This window comes from Desulfoprunum benzoelyticum (assembly GCF_014201505.1).
GTDB lineage: Bacteria > Desulfobacterota > Desulfobulbia > Desulfobulbales > Desulfocapsaceae > Desulfoprunum > Desulfoprunum benzoelyticum.
The window spans coordinates 125,206-143,682 of the sequence record NZ_JACHEO010000002.1; the positions used below are offsets into that span (position 1 = coordinate 125,206).

The 18,477-nt window shown below is 53.7% G+C and carries 21 protein-coding genes; 10 read left to right on the forward strand and 11 right to left on the reverse strand.

What is annotated here, in order from left to right:
• Nucleotides 1–18 precede the first annotated feature (18 nt).
• The 3 genes from HNQ81_RS03035 to larB all read right to left on the reverse strand — a co-directional run bounded on the left by HNQ81_RS03035 (nucleotide 19) and on the right by larB (nucleotide 4,290).
• On the reverse strand, nucleotides 19–765 hold the full coding sequence (locus HNQ81_RS03035; RefSeq protein ID WP_183348190.1) for a YkgJ family cysteine cluster protein: 747 nt from the start codon (nucleotides 763–765) through the stop codon (nucleotides 19–21).
• A gap of 1 nt (nucleotide 766) precedes the next feature.
• On the reverse strand, nucleotides 767–3,334 hold the full coding sequence (gene secD / locus HNQ81_RS03040; RefSeq protein ID WP_183348192.1) for a protein translocase subunit SecD: 2,568 nt from the start codon (nucleotides 3,332–3,334) through the stop codon (nucleotides 767–769).
• A 179-nt stretch (nucleotides 3,335–3,513) separates the two neighbouring features.
• A complete protein-coding gene (gene larB / locus HNQ81_RS03045) occupies nucleotides 3,514–4,290 on the reverse strand; it encodes a nickel pincer cofactor biosynthesis protein LarB (protein ID WP_183348194.1) in 777 nt (258 codons plus the stop codon).
• Nucleotides 4,291–4,497: 207 nt separating this feature from the next.
• On the opposite strand from larB, the gene HNQ81_RS03050 reads away from it, so the two are divergent.
• The 3 genes from HNQ81_RS03050 (at nucleotide 4,498) to HNQ81_RS03060 (ending at nucleotide 6,647) form a co-directional block, all read left to right on the forward strand.
• Nucleotides 4,498–5,520: a phosphotransferase gene (locus HNQ81_RS03050; RefSeq protein ID WP_183348196.1), complete on the forward strand. Its 1,023-nt coding sequence runs from the start codon at nucleotides 4,498–4,500 to the stop codon at nucleotides 5,518–5,520.
• A complete protein-coding gene (locus HNQ81_RS03055; protein WP_183348198.1) occupies nucleotides 5,517–6,125 on the forward strand; it encodes an AAA family ATPase in 609 nt (202 codons plus the stop codon). The genes HNQ81_RS03050 and HNQ81_RS03055 overlap by 4 nt, the downstream gene beginning before the upstream one ends.
• Before the next feature lie 75 nt (nucleotides 6,126–6,200).
• On the forward strand, nucleotides 6,201–6,647 hold the full coding sequence (locus HNQ81_RS03060) for an NIL domain-containing protein (protein WP_183348200.1): 447 nt from the start codon (nucleotides 6,201–6,203) through the stop codon (nucleotides 6,645–6,647).
• Nucleotides 6,648–6,739: 92 nt separating this feature from the next.
• Here the strand turns inward: HNQ81_RS03060 and HNQ81_RS03065 are convergent, their stop codons facing one another.
• The 3 genes from HNQ81_RS03065 to trxA form a co-directional block, all read right to left on the reverse strand.
• The gene (locus HNQ81_RS03065; protein ID WP_183348202.1) at nucleotides 6,740–7,558 is read right to left on the reverse strand and encodes an outer membrane protein assembly factor BamD; all 819 of its coding nucleotides are present in this window, start codon (nucleotides 7,556–7,558) and stop codon (nucleotides 6,740–6,742) included.
• Nucleotides 7,559–7,570: 12 nt separating this feature from the next.
• Entirely contained in the window at nucleotides 7,571–8,506 is a 936-nt protein-coding gene (gene trxB / locus HNQ81_RS03070) for a thioredoxin-disulfide reductase (protein WP_183348204.1), read from the reverse strand.
• Between the two features lie 79 nt (nucleotides 8,507–8,585).
• Nucleotides 8,586–8,912, reverse strand: coding sequence for a thioredoxin (gene trxA, locus HNQ81_RS03075; protein WP_183348206.1), 327 nt, complete (start codon nucleotides 8,910–8,912; stop codon nucleotides 8,586–8,588).
• Nucleotides 8,913–9,254: 342 nt separating this feature from the next.
• On the opposite strand from trxA, the gene hemL reads away from it, so the two are divergent.
• The 7 genes from hemL to rimO all read left to right on the forward strand — a co-directional run bounded on the left by hemL (nucleotide 9,255) and on the right by rimO (nucleotide 14,564).
• Complete coding sequence (hemL, locus tag HNQ81_RS03080) at nucleotides 9,255–10,547, forward strand: glutamate-1-semialdehyde 2,1-aminomutase (RefSeq protein ID WP_183348209.1); 1,293 nt, start codon at nucleotides 9,255–9,257, stop codon at nucleotides 10,545–10,547.
• An 86-nt stretch (nucleotides 10,548–10,633) separates the two neighbouring features.
• Nucleotides 10,634–10,867, forward strand: a complete 234-nt coding sequence (locus HNQ81_RS03085) for an AtpZ/AtpI family protein (RefSeq protein ID WP_183348211.1) — start codon at nucleotides 10,634–10,636, stop codon at nucleotides 10,865–10,867.
• A gap of 34 nt (nucleotides 10,868–10,901) precedes the next feature.
• Complete coding sequence (locus HNQ81_RS03090) at nucleotides 10,902–11,306, forward strand: ATP synthase subunit I (RefSeq protein ID WP_183348213.1); 405 nt, start codon at nucleotides 10,902–10,904, stop codon at nucleotides 11,304–11,306.
• Between the two features lie 9 nt (nucleotides 11,307–11,315).
• Nucleotides 11,316–12,038, forward strand: coding sequence for a F0F1 ATP synthase subunit A (gene atpB, locus HNQ81_RS03095; RefSeq protein ID WP_183348216.1), 723 nt, complete (start codon nucleotides 11,316–11,318; stop codon nucleotides 12,036–12,038).
• 84 nt (nucleotides 12,039–12,122) lie between these two features.
• On the forward strand, nucleotides 12,123–12,374 hold the full coding sequence (gene atpE, locus HNQ81_RS03100; protein WP_035225754.1) for an ATP synthase F0 subunit C: 252 nt from the start codon (nucleotides 12,123–12,125) through the stop codon (nucleotides 12,372–12,374).
• Between the two features lie 89 nt (nucleotides 12,375–12,463).
• Nucleotides 12,464–13,213, forward strand: a complete 750-nt coding sequence (locus HNQ81_RS03105; RefSeq protein WP_183348218.1) for a nucleoside phosphorylase — start codon at nucleotides 12,464–12,466, stop codon at nucleotides 13,211–13,213.
• Nucleotide 13,214: 1 nt separating this feature from the next.
• Complete coding sequence (gene rimO, locus HNQ81_RS03110) at nucleotides 13,215–14,564, forward strand: 30S ribosomal protein S12 methylthiotransferase RimO (protein ID WP_183348220.1); 1,350 nt, start codon at nucleotides 13,215–13,217, stop codon at nucleotides 14,562–14,564.
• Nucleotides 14,565–14,624: 60 nt separating this feature from the next.
• On the opposite strand, the gene HNQ81_RS03115 is transcribed toward rimO, so the two are convergent.
• From HNQ81_RS03115 to HNQ81_RS03135, 5 genes are all read right to left on the reverse strand, one after another.
• Entirely contained in the window at nucleotides 14,625–14,909 is a 285-nt protein-coding gene (locus tag HNQ81_RS03115) for an HU family DNA-binding protein (RefSeq protein ID WP_183348222.1), read from the reverse strand.
• Nucleotides 14,910–15,133: 224 nt separating this feature from the next.
• Nucleotides 15,134–15,874, reverse strand: coding sequence for a pseudouridine synthase (locus HNQ81_RS03120; protein WP_183348224.1), 741 nt, complete (start codon nucleotides 15,872–15,874; stop codon nucleotides 15,134–15,136).
• Nucleotides 15,871–17,649, reverse strand: coding sequence for a UbiD family decarboxylase (locus HNQ81_RS03125; protein ID WP_183348226.1), 1,779 nt, complete (start codon nucleotides 17,647–17,649; stop codon nucleotides 15,871–15,873). The genes HNQ81_RS03120 and HNQ81_RS03125 overlap by 4 nt, the downstream gene beginning before the upstream one ends.
• Before the next feature lie 3 nt (nucleotides 17,650–17,652).
• Complete coding sequence (locus HNQ81_RS03130) at nucleotides 17,653–17,913, reverse strand: hypothetical protein (RefSeq protein ID WP_183348228.1); 261 nt, start codon at nucleotides 17,911–17,913, stop codon at nucleotides 17,653–17,655.
• Between the two features lie 9 nt (nucleotides 17,914–17,922).
• Complete coding sequence (locus HNQ81_RS03135; RefSeq protein WP_183348230.1) at nucleotides 17,923–18,330, reverse strand: secondary thiamine-phosphate synthase enzyme YjbQ; 408 nt, start codon at nucleotides 18,328–18,330, stop codon at nucleotides 17,923–17,925.
• Nucleotides 18,331–18,477 lie beyond the last annotated feature (147 nt).

Here is an 18,477-nt window from a genome sequence, read left to right on the forward strand (position 1 = left end):
AAAATAAGACGGAAAATATCAGTCAAAGAGCCGCTCTCTCAGCCTTTGGATGGCAAAGAGCAGCAGTTCCGGGTCGTTAAAGGACATAACTTTCTGGACGGTGATCGGGGTCATGTCTGGAATCATCCCGCCGCTGATTTCGATTCGCAAGCGATCGAGATCATATAGGAAAAGAAGAAACAGCTCCCGTTCTTCAGGCTGCAGTATTTTACCACGGCGAACCTGAGGATGTTGCAGTATCGACGCGACCTCATCGTTGAACCGGTTGTATTCACTCAGTCCCTGATCGAGGCAGTAGCCCTCGGCCGTCTGGGTTATTTGCTCAAGAAAACCGTGGCAGTGCGGTTCCTGGATCAGAATGTAATGTTCCTCAGTGCTTCCTGCGGCGTTGTGCCTCGACGCCCCCCGACCGAGCGGATACGCACGGCAGGCCCCGGGACGATCCTGGTAGACTGTGCAGCCCAGAGCGCTGACAAAAACACAACTCGCCCGCCCGTCATCGATCATCGTGAGATACAGTCTGGGGAACACCTCGCCTTCAGGATGCTCGATAATGACAAATTTTTCTAAAAAATCGGTGGAACTGAGACCGGTAGCCCGCCGCAGGCGAAGGACGTCATAGGGTGTCAGGGCCAGTTCCAGGAGGCGACAGCATTCGGTGAAGCATTTCAGGCCGCTGTGGCAGGAAAAGGTGAACTGGGTATCTTTTTCCAGTGTCTGGGCGTTGACCGGAAAGTGGGCGATATCGGCCTGGCTCAACCCCATGTCAGATCTTCCTTTCCTGAAAGAGGGTGAGGATGGGGCTGGCGACAAAGACCGAGGAATAGGTGCCTATCACGATGCCGATAATCAGGACCAGCGAGAAATCATGGATGACTGATCCTCCCATGAAGAAGAGGGAGGACAGGACCAGCAGTGTTGTCATCCCTGTCACGACGGTCCGGCTCAACACCTCGTTGATACTCATGTTTATGGTTTCGTACAGAGACTTCTCTTGATTTTTATGTATATTTTCACGGATGCGGTCAAACACGACGACCGAGTCGTTGATCGAGTAGCCGGCGAGAGTCAACAACGCGGTCACCAGCAGCAGGTTCATCTCGATATTCAGCAGCCAGCAGATGCCGATGACGCAGAAGACATCGTGCAGCGTGGCGAGCATGCCGGCCAGGCCGAAGCGGAGGTCAAACCGGATCGCCAGGTAGAAGACGATCCCGCACAGGGACAGGGTGATCGCCAGCAGGGCCTTGTTGCGCAGGGTGGAGCTGACCGAGGAACCGATCTCGGACTGGCTTTCGAGGACGAAATTTCTACCGGGTAGCTCCTTGTTGAGGAGAGTGGTAATGCTGTCGCTGATTCCGGAGAGGACCTCTTCGCTTTTTTTGACCTTGACGATCAGCCGCGATTCGTTCTCGACTTCCTGCAGGTCGATTCCTTCCAGGTTGTTGTCGGCGAACACCTTGCGAACTTCCGCCAGTTCAAATGGCTTTTCCGCCTGGTAATTGAGCAGCGAACCGCCGGCAAAATCGACTCCGAGGTTGGCATTGCCGAGTACGATCTGAATCAAGGCTACAATGCCGATAAGGGTGGTGATGCCGGAGATCACGAAAGAGACTTTTTTGATCCGCAAAAAATCGATATTGGGCTTTTTGATAATATTAAGATAAACGATTTGTTTTATTGGGCGTAAATAATTGAGAACATTGAACATCATCTTCGAACAGGTGAGAGCGGTATAGAGATTGAAGAGGATGCCGAGGGTGAGGGTGATGGCGAACCCTTTGATCGGACCGGTTCCGAACATGAAGAGGACGACGGCGGTAATCAGGGTGGTGACCTGGGAATCCATGATGGAAAAAAAGGCCTTGTCAAAACCACCTTCAATGCTCGATCGCACCGTTTTCCCCACCGCCATTTCTTCCCGCATACGTTCGAATATCAGAACGTTGGAGTCGACCGCCATGCCGATGGAAAGCACGATGCCAGCGATGCCGGGAAGGGTCAGGGTGGCATTGAGGATGGCGAGGCCGGAGAACAGAAAAAGGATGTTAAGGAATAAGGCGGCGTTGGCGATGGCACCGGAGGTCCGGTAATAAATCAGCATGAAGCCGACGACGAGGATTGTCCCGAAGACACCGGAGACCAGACCCTTGTTGATTGAATCCTGGCCAAGACTGGCGCCGACGGTCAGGTTCTGGATGATGTTGACCGGGGCGGGCAGGGCGCCGACACGAAGAACGATGGCCAGATCGGCGGCCTCCTCATGGGTGAAATTGCCGGAGATCTGGGCTGAGCCGCCAAGGATCCGCTCGCGGATGACGGGCGCGGAGCGGACGTTGTTGTCGAGGACAATGGCCATGCGCCGGCCGACATTTTTTTCGGTGAGCTGGCCGAACAGTTTGCCGCCTCTGCCGGTCATATCCAGACTGACGTACGGTTCGTTGAAGCTGCCGCCGATACGGACCTGGGCATCCTTCACCATATCGCCAGTCATCAGCACCTTGTTCTCCAGCAGGATGGGGCTCAGGGTCTCGACCCGCGTCTTGGGATCGACGTTTTTCTCAAAATGGATCGATGTGTCGGCGGGCAACCTGTTCTGCAGAGCCCGGGTGAGTTTTTTCGGGTCTTCGCCATCCTGCCATTGTCCGGATTTCTTTGTCTGGTCGATCAATTCCGGCAGGTTCAGGCCGGCCGGTTCGGCAACGAGCTTGAATTCGAGCTGGGCCGTATCGCCAAGCAGTTTCATCGCCCGCTTCGGATCGCGGACACCCGGTAGCTGGATGACGATTTCATCGGTGCCCTGGCGGATAATGACTGGTTCGGCGACACCGAACTGATCGATACGGTTTCGTATGATTTCAAGGGATTGGTCGACTGAATGGGTCTTGATATAATCTTTTTTCTCATCACTCAAGGTGATGATGATACGGGGAAAGCTGCCCTCCTGGGTTTCAATCTTCGTGTCGATATCGGGAAAATCTTCTTCGATCAGTTTTTTCACCTGCTCGACGCTGCCGGTATTGGGGAGGGTGAAAACGATCGAACCAGCCGCAGGAGATGGCGTCTGGATGGCACTGATCGACTGCTCCGACAGGGTATCCTTGAGATCGTTGGCCGCCAGTTCGAGGGAGTTTTCCTCCGCCTTCTGCAGATCGACCTTCAGCACCAGGTGCATGCCGCCCTGCAGATCAAGACCGAGCCGAAGCCCCTCCGGGGCCATGTACTTTTTCCACCAGTCCGGAGTCGCCGAGTAAAAGGAGGGCACAATCGTGACGACAGCGAGGGCGACGAGAAAGACCAGCAGGCCCAGTTTGAGTTTGAGTGATGTATTCATGGATATCCCGAAGTTTGCGTAACCGATGTGCTACAGGTTGTCAGATATGAATGGAAAGCGGCGAATTCCTGCCTCAGAACCTCGGGATTATACCCCAACGCATGAATCTTGCAAGGTCCAGGGAGGTATCTGCCGGAAAATGAGACCGAATCTCCCGTTGTGACGAAGGGAGTGTGCGATTATTTTTGGGGAAGGGGGCAGATCCGGCCGAGATTGATTGCATGGGCCATGCATGCGGCCCCGAAACCGTTGTTGATATTGACGACCGCCAATCCTGGGGCGCAGCTGTTGAGCATGCTCAGCAATGCGGCGATCCCGCCGAAACTGGAGCCATAGCCGATCGAGGTCGGCACGCCGATGACCGGGCACGACACCAGTCCGGCGATGACCCCGGGAAGCGCGCCCTCCATGCCGGCGACGGCGATGATGGCTGTTGCCTTGTCGAAGAGGGGGCGATGGGCGAGGAGACGGTGAATGCCGGCGATACCGACATCGTAGATTCTGGCGATTGGATTGCCGAGGCTTTCAGCGGTAACGGCGGCCTCCTCCGCGATCGGCATGTCTGAGGTTCCGGCACAGATCACTGCAATCGTTCCGGCATGATCACTGCTGCCGGGTTGTATTTCGCGGGCGCTCAGCATCTCGGCGGCTTGGTGATAGACCATTGTCGGCAGTTCGTCGCGGACGGTCCTCGCCTTGTCCTCCCCAACCTTGGTGACGAGCACTGGAGAGGTGTGGGGCAGCAGCGCTTTGGCAATGGAGATGATCTGCGTTGCAGATTTTGAAGCCCCGTAGATTACCTCGGGCATCCCGGTGCGCAGAGAACGATGATGGTCAATGCAGGCATCGGTCGTCGTTTCGGCCGGGAAATGTTTCAGCTGTTCGAGAGCGCTATCGACAGAACATCGGCCGTCTTGGACAAGCAGGAGGAGGTGTTTGAGAAAATTCTGTTCCATCAGGCGATGCCGGGAAATGTGAGCAGCGAACTGCAGAGATGATGCGATCGGTTGCGAAGCCAGCATGCAGACTAGCATGTTATGGCGTTGCGGTAAAGGATATGGAGAGATTTACGTCCCGGTCAATTTCGTGCTATTATCGATGTGTGATCGCAACAGATGCATGGCCCGTCGAATAGATGGTCAAATAGGTGTCGGGAGTGTGTGATGAATCCGGAAAGATTACCGGAATACATTCAGTTTCTCATGAATGCCGATGCGTATCCGCATCCGGTCGATGCGGTACGGCTGATCCAGACCCACATTTCCTTTGTTGTCCTTGCCGGCTCCTTTGTCTACAAATGGAAAAAGCCGGTCGATCTCGGTTTTCTCAATTTTTCGACGCTTCCCCGCAGGCGCTACTACTGCAGGCAGGAACTCCTGCTCAATCGCCGGCTCTGCCCGAAGAACGTCTATCTCGATCTGGTGGCGCTGACGTGTCAGAACGGGGCGTTTCGCCTTGGGGGCCGTGGCCGGAAGGTGGACTATGGGGTGAAGATGGCCCGGCTCCCGGAAGAGCGGATGATGAATCGGCTGATCCGCGAAGGTGGGGTCGGCCGAAGGGATATCGACAGGATCGTGACCCGGCTGGTGCCGTTTTATCAACGGAGCGAGAGTTCGGCGAAGGTGACGGAGTTCGGCAGTGTCAGGGAAGTCGGCCGCAGCGTCATGGAGAATTTCAAACAGACGGCTCCGTATATCGGGCAGAAAGGGCTGACACAGGCATGCTTCGACAGGATACGCGATTTCGCCGCCGGCTTTCTCGCCAATCGTCGCCTCTTCGACCACAGGATGGCGGAGGGGAGGATACGTGACTGTCATGGCGACCTGCACGCGGCGAACATCTGTCTCGCCGACGAGGTGATCATCTTTGACTGTATCGAGTTCAGCCGCCGCCTACGCTGCACCGATGTCGCCGCTGATGTGGCTTTTCTGGCGATGGACCTCGATTTCCATGGCTTGCACAATCTCTCTGAGTATTTTATACAACGGTTCATGGAGGCGTCAGGGGATTCAGGACTTTTGTCCATGCTCGGGTTCTACAATTGCTATCGTGCCTATGTGCGTGGCAAGATCAATCTGTTGACGGCTATTGATCCCGGGGTGGACAAGTACACAGCCGGTGAATGCAGAGAGCAGGCCGGACGTTATTTCGTCCTGGCCGAGTCCTATGCCGGATTGTCATTGTGAACGCCGGGACGAGAAAGACAGTCTATGTGTTTTTCGGCATGGTGGCCACAGGCAAGAGCTACCTGGCCAGGGCCTGGGCCGAACGGCAGGGGGGACTTTATCTCAACTCCGATATCGTTCGCAAGGAGCTGGCGGGGCTGGAACAGCGAGATCGAAGCAGGGCCTCCTGGAACGAGGGCATCTATACGCCCGGCTTCACCCGTCGCACCTATGACGAACTGCTGCGTCGCGCTCAGTCGTACCTTACAGCAGACAGCCATGTCTGCGTTGTTCTGGATGCCTCGTATCAGTCGCGAGAGGAGCGCAATCGTCTTCGGCAGGAACTTGCAGCGCAGTGCCTATTGCTTTTTATCCACTGCACCTGTCCTGAATCGACGGTGAAAAAAAGATTGGCCGAGAGGGCTGTCGACCGCCATGCGGTTTCCGATGGCCGGTGGGAAATTTATCTGCACCAGAAGGTGCATTTCATGCCTCCCGACGAATTGGAACCAGGTCAGGTGGTGAGCATCGATACCGACAGGCCGCTGGCTGTGTTGCTGGCTGCGCTGGAACAGGCGGTGCAGGAGAAGATCAACGGGGCTCATGCAGCTAAGCCGGTAAGGTGAGGCAAGCGGTGCGATGCAGGAGCGAAGATACATACCAGGCGGTCCGATCAGTCAGGGACCAATGAAGGACACCACGTGTTTACTCAGATTTACGTATTGCGCTTCCCTAAAGAGACAAGCGACCAGCCTTATATTTATCAGCTGGTCAAGGAATATGATATTGAATTCAATATCCTCAAGGCCGATATCCTGCTGCAGAGAGAGGGGGTTATGATCCTCGAACTGAAGGGGAGCAGCAAGCACAATGTCAATGCCGGTCTCGAGTATCTGAAAGGATTGGGTGTCCAGGTCGAGCGACTGGCGGCACGTATCCATCGCGATGACGAGAAATGTTTTCAATGCGGCGCTTGTACCGGAGTCTGCCCTGTTGGCGCTCTCTATATCAAGCGGCCATCGATGGAGGTACTGTTCGATCCGCAGAAATGCACCGGCTGCAGCCTCTGCGTGACGGTGTGCCCGGTGCGGGCGATGGCGGTGTCGCTCGCCGAGGAATGGGTTGTGCCGGAGGAACTGATCGTTTGATCGACAGCGGTTTGCCCGGTTGAAAACGAAAACGCCGATGAAATTGTTTCATCGGCGTTTCGGACATACGGAGCAAAGTTTCAGCGTTACAATCAGTCCTTCGCGGCGGGATTTTCCGAAGCCTCGTCCTCCGATGATGAAAATTTTGCCCAGTCGGGTAGAGCGACCTTGGGCAACCAGGAGGAAAGGGTCTGCTTCGGGGGATTGCCGGCCTGAATCTGGGCCAGAAGTTCCTTGGCCCGAGGAGCTATCTCGGCATCGGGGTAGGTCGCCAGGATATACTTCAATCGTGTTTCAGCCTCGCTTATCTTGTTTCTCCTGATGTAGAAATCAACCACAAAGAATTCATGGTTGGCAATGAATTGACGGGCTGCTTTGATCCGCGCCTTGGCCTCGGAGGTGTACGGTGAATTCGGGTAGGCACGTATCAGTTGACTGAAGAGTTGGACGGCCTTCTCCGCCCCTGAGACGTCACGGTCAATTCGGTCTATCTGCTTGTAGTTGCACATTGCCTTCTGGTAAATGACGTAAGGCATTGCTTCGTTGGTCGGGTGCCTCTCCTCAAAGGCCTCATACAGCACCAGGGCCTCGGCATAGTGCTCGAGGAAAAAATTGCAGTCGGCAGCCTTGAGTTCGGCAAGAGTGGCTTCCGGCGCGAAGGGATACCGGTCGAGGATTTCCTGGAAATATTCGAGGGCGGTAAAGTATTTGCCGACCGCATAGTCGTCCATCCCCTTTGTCACCAGATTGTTGACGGTGAGTGTTGCTGCGTCCTCGGCTTCTCCGGTAAAGGTCAGCATGTCCTTCATCTTTGCGCAGCCGGCGACATTCAACAGGAGAATGAGGATGCAGATTCTGATGAGTATCGATCCCCGGTTTGCTCTGATCGGATATAGGCTTGAGTTGTGCATTGCTCTCCGGTGTTAACGTTTAAGGCTTTGCAGATAGGCCTCAGCGGCAAGCACGGCGGTTGCTCCTTCCCCGGCCGCATTGACGATCTGGCGGACTGCCTTGCTGCGGATGTCGCCGGCGGCCATGACACCGGCAACAGCGGTGCAGGTTTCGGCATCGGTTGGAATGAAGCCCCATTTGTCGGCCTGTAGGAGGTCGAGAGGCAGGCACGTGTTGTTGGGGGTCACACCGATGAGGACAAAAACACCTTCGACCTCGAGAGTCGACGCTCTCCCTTCGTTGTCGACAAGGTTAAGCCGTTCCACCTCTGTTGTTCCTTCGATGGAGGTTACTTGACTGTTCCAGATAAAGTCGATCCTGCTATTGGCGAAGGCTGTCTCCTGGATGATCTTGGTCGCCCGCAATTGATCCCGGCGATGGATGACGGTTACTCTGCTGGCAAACTTCGTCAGGTACTCGGCTTCCTGGATCGCGGTATTGCCGCCGCCGATGACCGCCACATGCATGTTGCGGTAGAATGGCGCATCGCAGGTGCCGCAGTAGGAGACCCCTTTGCCCCGGAGTTCCTGTTCGCCTGGGATGTTGAGGGTGTTCGCCCTGGCACCGGTGCAGATGATGAGGGAGCGGCAATCGATCGCCGAGCCGTTGTCGAGGATAAGGCGTTTCCGTGCAGGATCACTCACGTCGACACGCGTTACTTCTGCGGTAAGAGTATTGAGATCGAAACGCCGGGCATGGGCTGACATCTTTTCCACCAGGTCGAAACCGGAAATTCCGTCGGGAAAGCCTGGATAGTTATCGACCCAGTCAGTAAGGAGCACCTGTCCGCCAGGGGCTCCTTTTTCGATCATGACATGATCGAGTCGTGCCCTCGCTGCATAGAGTCCGGCAGACAGACCGGCCGGCCCTCCGCCGAGGATAACGAGGTCAAAATGGTTTTTCCGCATGAAGTGAGAACGTTCGATAAGAGGGAAGGCGCTGTCTGCGGATGGGGTGCCCCTGGACGGCAGACAGCGCGGGGGAGAATCAGAGGGCTTTTTTGATCAGGTCGATCAGTTGGCCCTTGCCGACAGCTCCGGTTATCTGATCGACGACTTCTCCTTTCTTGAACAGGATGAGAGTCGGAATTGCACGGATTCCATACTTTCCGGGAGTAACGGGATTCTCGTCGACATTCATCTTGGCAATGGTCACTTTGCCGGCATATTCCTCGGCCAGTTCTTCAACCACTGGTCCGATCGCCTTGCAGGGACCGCACCACGGAGCCCAGAAATCAACCAGAGTTGGCTGTTCGGAACCGATCATTGCATTGAAATCCGCATCATTCATCTGCTGGACCTTATCATTTGCCATTGCGTGTCTCTCCTCTCATTCGGAATTGGATCATTCAGCCGTGATCAAGCTGGATTGGTTTGCAGCCGAAGAAATGTGCATTCAGTTTACCTGCTGGATATTTCGCTGACAAGCAAAAATATCGGCGGGAAGACCGGTTGCCGGCACGGGAAATCCTTCAAATGATGGCATTATCAATGAGGAATCAAGAAGGTTCCTGTTTGACAGTTCTTCAGACTGCATGCTATATTTCGTGCCGCTCGGCCTGCGGTATGTACTTGTGCTGACGGCCGTCACTCACCACAATAAGGGCTGATTTGCTGCCGTCAACACCTTGACCTGAGTTCCATGAGAAGGGGATATATGAAAAGAACCGTTTCCGATGAAATGTTTGAAGCCGCCCGGCGGGTCATCCCCGGGGGGGTGAACAGTCCGGTCAGGGCCTGTCGATCGGTCGGCTGCGATCCGTTATTTATCAAAAGAGGCCTGGGGGCTGTGCTGACCGACGTTGACGACAACGAGTATATCGATTTCGTCTGTTCCTGGGGGCCGATGATTCTCGGACATGCACATCCGTCCGTTATTGCTGCTATCCAGGCGGCAGCGGTTGACGGCACCAGTTTTGGGGCGCCGACGCCGACAGAGGTGGATTTGGCTTCGCTGGTGGTTGAGGCGGTTCCGTCGATCGAGAAGGTACGGTTTGTCAACTCCGGTACAGAGGCGACGATGAGTGCGGTTCGCCTGGCCCGGGGGTATACCGGGCGGAATATCGTCGTCAAATTTGATGGATGCTATCATGGCCACGCCGATTCGTTCCTGGTCAAGGCCGGATCGGGGCTCCTGACGCTCGGAATTCCCGGTAGCCCTGGGGTTCCGGAGGATATAGTCAAGAATACTCTGTCAATCCCCTACAACAACCTGGAGATCCTGGAAGACACCCTGAGGCAGAAGGCCGCGGAGATAGCCTGTGTCATCGTCGAACCGGTCGCCGGCAATATGGGATGTGTTCCTCCGGCTCCCGGATTTCTCGAGGGTATCCGTCGGCTGACGAAGGAACTCAATATTCTCCTGATCTTTGATGAGGTCATTACCGGTTTTCGTGTAGCCTATGGCGGTGCTCAGGAACGGTTCGGGATTACCCCCGATCTCACCTGCCTGGGCAAGATAATCGGCGGCGGCTTGCCGGTCGGGGCCTATGGGGGGAAGGCAGAGATCATGGATTGCGTCGCACCGGATGGACCGGTGTACCAGGCCGGGACGCTTTCCGGGAACCCTCTGGCAATGGCGGCAGGAATCGCCATGTTGAAAGAACTGCAACGGCCGGGTGTTTATACGGAACTTGAACGCAAATCGGCGCGATTCGAAGAGATGTTGAACGGGATTAGCCGAGCAACCGGGGTTCCGACGCAACTCAACAGGGTTGGCTCGGTGATGACGGTGTTTTTCACCCCGGATCCGGTCAGTGATTTCGAGTCGGCGATGAGATCGGACACCGAAAGGTACGGCCAACACTATCGCCAGATGCTGTCCACTGGAATATATCTGGCGCCGTCGCAGTTCGAAGCTGCCTTCGTGTCCATGGCCCATTCGGAAAAAGATCTCGATACGGCGGCAAAAATGACTGAATGGTCATTCAAGAAATTGCTCGAAAAGTGAAAAACCGATTGACTTTGGCATAGAGGCGTGCTACCAAAACCTGTTATATCAGGGCCGAAATCACGCCCCTGAAAGTGGAGACATAGATGTCGGATTTGAAAAATGAATGGATCCACTTGCTGGCAAATTACGGTCATGTCGGGTTTACATTTGTGGCCGCAATTTTCATCGGTCTGGGCGGTGGGATCCTCCTTGACCAGAAGGTGTTCGACGGCCGGACGGCGCCATGGTTTACATTTATCGGTCTGGCGTTCGGCATTGCCGCCGGTTTCAAAAACCTGTTAGACATAGTATGGCGTCATCAGGACAAAAAGAAGTGATTGACCGGAAGGCGAGAGAGTGACGGATGACTTGATGTCCCTGCATAAGATGCAGGTCATGAGTTGGGTGTATCTTGTAGTTCTGACTCTTGGGGCATGGATTTTTCACTCCGCTTTCTTTTCATGGTCGGTGTTTGTCGGAGGCGTCATTTCGATCCTCAGTTTTTGGGTATCACATAACGATGTAACCAAATTTTTCGGAACACTGGCCTCAACGGGGCCGATGGCTGAAAAGGAAAAGGTTAAAAAGAGCAGGATCGGATACATCGTCAAGTTCTGGGTACGGATTGTAATTATAGGTATTGTCCTGCTTGTCCTGATTAAGTATGAGAAGGTCAATATCTTTGGATTGATATTGGGGTTGTCAACGGTAGTGTTTACGGTTACGATTACCGCGGTAAATGTGGCCTGGCGCTATTTCTTCAGTGGGAGGAGGTAAGAAGGGATTATGGAACATCCGATACTATTTATTTCGATCATCCTTGAGAAACTTGGGCTTCCAGTACCGCACGGACCTGTGGGGCATACCATCCTTGAGCAATTGTGCGCTCCATACATGACCTACACATGGCTGGTCATGGCCTTTCTTTTCGTCGTTTCAAAGCTGACCCTTGGAAATCTCGAGATGATTCCCGGCAAAGGCCAGAATTTCTGGGAGATCGTGGTCGGAGGGATGGACGAATTCTTTGCCGACAACATGGGCCGTGAAATGACGGACAAGTTCTTCCCGATGATCGCGACCTTCGGTATTTATATTGCTGTCGCCAATCTGATCGGCTTGATCCCCGGGTTCATGTCTCCGACCGCCAGTATCAATACGACTCTGGCTTTGACGATCATCGTGTGGGTTACCCATCATGTCATCGGCTTCAGCACCCATGGAATTGGCTATTACAAACATTTCATTGGCCCGATGTGGTGGCTTATTCCGCTGATGTTACCAATCGAACTGATCAGTAACTTTGCCCGTCTGCTCTCCCTCTCCATCCGTCTTTTTGGAAACATCATGGCGAAGGAAACTCTTCTGGGTATTCTCTTTATGCTCGCCGGCGCATTTTTTGCCCCATTACCCATCATGATTCTCGGCGTCCTGGTCTCACTCGTACAGGCAATGGTATTTGTCCTGCTGACCGTGGTGTATTTTGGTCAGGCGAAGGAACATGCCCATTGACAATCCGGGATGCAGTGTTGAATGCAAAACGTCAGGTTTTTAGGAAGAAGGCCAAACATATATAATTTTTAAAGGAGAAAAAAAATGGAAGGTAACATTCAGTTGGCGTTGATTTGTATCGGTGCAGCCCTCTCTATCGGCCTTGCCGGTCTTGGTGCCGGTATCGGTATCGGTTCTGTTGGTCAGGGTGCGACAATGGGGTTGGCAAGAAATCCCGAAGTACAGCCGAAGTTGATGGTGTTCATGATTCTTGGCATGGCTCTTGCCGAGTCGATTGCAATTTATGGACTGGTTATTTCCCTGATTCTTCTGTATGCAAACCCGTTGCTTGGATAAGTTAAAGAGTAGTTGTTGAAAAAAGTTGGACAAAAAGGGCCGCAGAGAAATCTGCGGCCCTTTTTGTGTTTATATTCAAGTGTGCTGAAATGATTGCTGACAAGATGGAAGCCTGGAAAGATGATGCGATAATCACCCCGAGACGGGGCAAACATGAGAAAGCCCTTCCGCCCACAGGGATACTTCTCATCAATCCGAACGAGGCTGCTCTCGGCCACTCCCTGGTTGTTGAACTGGGAGGCGAAATGAGAAAATTTCCCCATTCAAAGGTTTCGGTCAATGCCAATCGTTACTGTGTTGCCGGACCTGCCGTTGGTGCACCGATAGCGGCCATGGTGGTAGAAAAATTGATTGTCCTTGGGGTCGAACGTATTTTTATGCTCAGTTGGTGCGGCGCCCTGTCGCCGGAACTCAAGATCGGCGATGTCGTGATCGGCGGGAACCCGTTATCTGGAGAGGGAACTTCACAGTATTACCAGACCGAGGTTCCGGCTGCTCCCTCGAGCAGACTATCGGACATGCTGTCGCAATTGGCGTCCGACCAAGGTCTCGCGCCCGTGTCAGGAAGAATCTGGTCAACTGATGCGCCGTATCGGGAGAGTCGAGCCTTGCTGCACAAACTCTGGCGAGATGACAACGTTCTTGGCGTCGATATGGAATATTCCGCTCTATGCTCGGTCTGTACTTTCCGATGTATTGAATTTGCCGCTCTATTTCTGGTTTCCGATGAACTCCTGGGGGAAAGATGGCAGCCTGGATTCAAAGACCGGCATTTTCAGGAAATCAATAAGAGACTGACACAGGCTCTTGTTTCAGAAGATATATTTGCCGTGGTCTAATATGCAACGAACTGTATACATCGTGAGTCTTGGATGCGCCAAGAATCTCGTTGATTCGGAGGTCATCCTCGGCTCTTTGGTTCAGGCAGGATGGAAGATCGTCGAAGACGCATCTTCCGCGCAGATATTGTTGATCAACACCTGCGGTTTTATCCAGTCTGCCGTGGAAGAGGCGGTTGATGAAATTCTGCAGCTGGTGAAGGTGAAGACGGAATTTCCCGATAAAAAACTGGTCGTTGTCGGTTGCCTGGTGCAGCGTTATAAAGACCAGCTGCTGCCTGAACTGCCGGAGGTTGATCTTTTTATCGGCACTGAGGGCGGTAAGGATATGGCAGGATATTTCGAGGCGCTGTTGCGTGGCCGTCCCTCGGTCCGGATTGACCTCCCATCGCCTCATCTTCCCGACAGTACCCATTCACGAATTCTGACGACTCCTCATTTCCGCTCTTTTTTAAAGGTTACAGAAGGGTGTAACAACAGGTGTTCTTATTGCATGATCCCGGCTATCCGTGGCCGCCTCCGAAGCCGGGGCATGGCAGATCTTGTTCGTGAGGCCCTCTTTCTGCAGGACAAGGGGGTGAAAGAACTGTCGCTGATCGCTCAGGATCTCACTGCGTTTGGGACCGATCAGGATAAAAAGGAAAATCTGCGCTCACTGCTTGAACTTCTACTCGCTGCCACAACAATCCCCTGGGTGAGACTGATGTATCTGTATCCGTCCGGAGTCGATGACGACCTGCTGGACATCATGGTGGATGAGCCGAGAATTGTGCCATATCTTGACATTCCGATACAACATGCGAGTACGCCGATCCTCGCGGCGATGAATCGGCGGTACTCGAGGGAAGATCTCTGCAGCCTTGTAGGAAAAATCCGTTCCAGGCTACCGGCGATCGCCTTGCGGACCACGCTTCTTGTTGGCTTTCCCGGAGAGAAGGAGGCGGATGTTCTCCTCCTTGAACAATTTCTCCGCGAAATGCGCTTCGATCACGTAGGAATCTTTGCCTACTCAAACGAGGAAGGATGTGCGTCGGAGTATTTTCCAGAACAGTGCTCGGAACAGGAAAAGGATGCGCGGCGCCAGCATCTGTTAAATGTTCAGGCAGATATATCCGCTCAGGTGCAGCAGAAATATATAGGTCGTGTGGAACCTGTCTTGATCGAAGGGCTCAGCAGCGAAACCGAACTGCTCTTGGAGGGGCGGACTCGATTTCAGGCCCCGGATGTCGATGGCTGTGTCTATATCGTCGATGGTGTAGCAAACCCCGGTGATATTGTTCAAGTACATATCACCGAGGCCCATGTATATGATCTGGTCGGAGAGATTGTTGCGACAGGCACCGAGGGGTGAATGTGCGAGCGGGTTGAAAATCGCGACTCAGTAAGAAAATCGTCGTTCGTGATCCTGCGATTATTTTTTGTTGGCGTTGACCTGCTCTCTCAGGTCCTTGCCGACTTTGAAAAATGGCAATTTTTTCGGTTTGACCTTGATCTTTTTGCCGGTTTTGGGATTGCGTCCTTCGTATGAATCATATTTCTTGATGACAAAGCTGCCGAACCCCCGTATCTCGATACTCTCGCCATTGGCCAGTGCTTCCGTCATTGTATTGATGATGGTGTTGGTGATCGCGGCAGCCTCGCGATGAGGTATATTGATTTCCTGTGCCAGAGCTTCGATGAGTTCTGATTTGTTCATACCTTTCTCCTGTTTTCCGGAAGTCGAATTGCGCCCCCGAACATGGGGTGGTACTGAAAAAGGCTGTTTTTCAGTGTGGCGGTCAGCGAAAAAGCCAAATAAAGTTCACTCGTTAATCGTCGATAAACAGAAGTTCAAGTATTTATTGAATATAATCAGTAAAATACAGCACGGATTGCTGAATATTTCACCAAGCTCCTATCTAACTGTTTAGATTTAATCAGCTATTTTTTAGTTTGTAAAGGGAATTTTAAAAATATTTTTTCCAGATCTCCGGAGTTGAGCAACCTGAATTTTCCGCTAGGCAAGCGGTGCAATCGCAGACAACCATAGGCAATCCGCTTCAGATGTAGAACGGGGTGAGCGACGGCTTCAAACATTTTCCTTACCTGTCGTTTTCTACCTTCATGGATGGTGATTTGGACCAGTGTGGCGTGTTTTATTTTTTTTAAAACTGTCAATTCAGCCGGCGAAGTGATCTTCCCTTCAACGAGAACCCCGTTTTCCAGTTGTGCAAGTTGGTCTTTGGACGGATGGCCGGCGACAAGAGCTTCGTATGTCTTGGTGACTTCATGGCTCGGATGCTGTACCTTCTGTGCAAATGCCCCATCGTTTGTCAGGATAAGCGCTCCCTCGGTATCCAGGTCGAGTCTGCCGACCGGAAATACCCGTTCGGAAATTCCTGTCAGGAGGGATGTCACAATCGGCCTGCCCTGGGGATCGGACAGGGTGGTTACGTAGCCCTTGGGTTTGTTGAGGAGAATGTAGGTCAGCCTGTTCCGGGGAGAGAGAGGCTGGCCGTCGCACTTGATGATATTTTGACCGGGGATGATCTTGTATCCCATATCGGTGATAATGGCCCCATCAACCTGAACCCTTCCCGCCTTGATCATCTCCTCTGCCTTCCGACGTGAGGCGAGGCCGCACTGCGACAGGAACTTTTGCAGTCGTACCGGATCGTTCATCGCCATGTCTTCGGAATCATTTTAACAAATCTTGAATCAACGAGTTTTTTCGTTTCTTCGTCCACTTCGAGCACGTCGGTGTACCAGGGTTTCATCCGGCAGTCGACGACGACAGGCGGTTGCAGGCCGACATGGAACCGATTCATGGTGACGGCTGAGGCATGGATGTCGGCGGCGGGTTCGAATCGGGTGAAAAAAGTCCAAAGAAATTCCTGCATCGAACCGGTGGCCTCGTCTGTATCATCGACGACCAGGATAAAAGGCCATTCGCGCAGATCGGCCCAGTCGGCGACCGTGGCGGCAAGTGTCGGGTCGGTTGCGTAGGCGATCCCCTCAAGGATCAGTGTCCCCGGCAGATAGACATGCGGCTTCGAACACCCCGGGGGCAGATTGCCGGAAAATGTACGCGGGAGCTCGCGGCATTTTTCCTTCCCCAGTCCCATCAGCATCGCTTTCGAGCCCTTGTTGACCGATGGTCCGGTATAGTCGAGGGTGTCCTGGGAAACGTTGGCGAAGATGAAGAGATCCTGCTCCCATTGAACTCGTTCGAGGACATGGGGCCAGAGAATTGAAAAGTCCGTGATGTCGATGTCGCCGTCGGTGACAATGAGGAACTTTGTCAGAGAGAGTTGTCCTTCCCCAAGTACCCTGAGCCCGCTGGCAAACGCCTCACGCGGATAACGGTCGCTGACGCGGGCGGCGGCGAGACAGTGGAAGCCGGTCTCGCCGAACGTTTTCAACTCGCGCACACCTTTCATAACCAGTGGGAATAGCGGAGACAGCAGGTCCTGGAGGAAATCGCCGATAAAGAAATCTTCCTGCCGTGGCCTGCCGACGACGGTGGCCGGGTAGATTGCCTTGTCCCGGTGGTAGATATGGCTGATCTTGAAAACGGGATAGTCATGCTGCAGCGAGTTGTAGCCGTAGTGGTCGCCAAAGGGACCTTCCGATCTCCGCTCGTGCGGCGGCACCACGCCCTTGATCGCAAATTCGACATGGGACACCAGGTCATGGCCGCCGCGCGGATCTCGCGTCATCTGCAGCTTCGACCCCAATAGCAGTGACGTCAGGATCAGTTCGGGGATATCTTCGGGCAGGGGCGCGATTGCCGACAGGATAAGGGCAGGCGGGCCGCCGACATACAGTGTCAGCGGCAGCGGCTGGTTCAATTTCTCAGCTTCGAAATAATGATACCCGCCGCCTTTGTGGATCTGCCAGTGGATGCCCGTCGTCTGGTCATCATGCCGTTGGATGCGGTACATGCCGAGATTGTGGCCGCGCCCGCCGGGGTGCTCGGTATAGACGAGCGGGAGCGTGACGAACGGGCCTGCATCCGAATGCCAGGATGTGAGGAGCGGCAGGCTGCTGAGGCGGGGTGGTATCTGGCAGTTTTCAAGAATCGGTCCGGTCGACGAGGTTTTGAGACCAATTCTGAGTCCTTCGAGCAGGAGATTGCGATGTTGCCAGACCTTGCCGATCGAAAGCGGCATGATCGATTCGGCGAGATCGACAACTCCCTTGACGAAATGCTGCGGTCGTCGACCAAAGGCCAGTTCCAGCCTTTTCGCTGTTCCGAAGAGGTTGGTCGTGACTGGAAACCGCGAGTTTCTGACCTTGGTGAAGAGGAGAGCCGGGCCTCCTCTGGCAATAATCCGTCGGTGAATTTCGGCGATTTCCAGGTGAGGATCGACTTCTTCATCGATGACGAGAAGTTCGTTTTCACGCTGCAGCAGGTCGAGAAAACTGCGAAGATCGATTAGCGTATGTCCGGCCACTGTCTACCCCTCGCTCTCATCATGGTGATGGGAATCGTCGTGGAGGAAATGATGATGGTATTCGGATTCGGAAATATGCTTTCGCAGCAGCCCGGTGAACATGTCGACAAACTGCTCGATTTCGTCGCTGTCGACGCGTGCCGCGAGGATGTCGGCGAATTCTCTGTTGCCGGCAAGTTGCAGAAAACAGGAAAAAGAGCGGCGATCGAGTTCGAGATCAAGACCGAAACAGATCTGGGACGGTGATAATGCGCTGTTGTCCATGGTACATTCTTATGAGAGGTTTGCGGCGAAACGCCAGAGGATGTGACGATTGCGGGGACCGTCGAATTCACAGAAAAAAACCCGCTGCCATTGGCCGAGAACAAGCCGCCCGTTCTCGACGAAGAGGGTGAGGGAAGAACCGATCAGCGAGGCCATGATATGGGCGGGAGAGTTGCCTTCGGCGTGTTTGAACGGTAAGCTCGCGGGGATGAACGCTGAAAGACCGGCTATGATGTCCTCCCGAACCGCTGGATCCGCCCCTTCGTTGACGGTGAGTCCGGCGGTGGTGTGGGGATTGAAGAGATAAAGCAGACCCATGCCGATCGCGCCAGGCTTCAGCAATGATTTTATCTCGTCAGTAATATCGATCAGTTCCATGTGACGCCTGGAGGAGACTGACAGTCGGCCGCTCTGCATGTACGCTCCGGAGGTAATGGTTCAGGCAGGACTCTTGTGGAAAAAGTGAGATCGGTCTCGGAACCTTCAAAACGAAAGGAACAACGACCGATTGAGAAGGTGCGGATTACAATGTCAAGGTCATGATTTTCAATAATACTCAATATA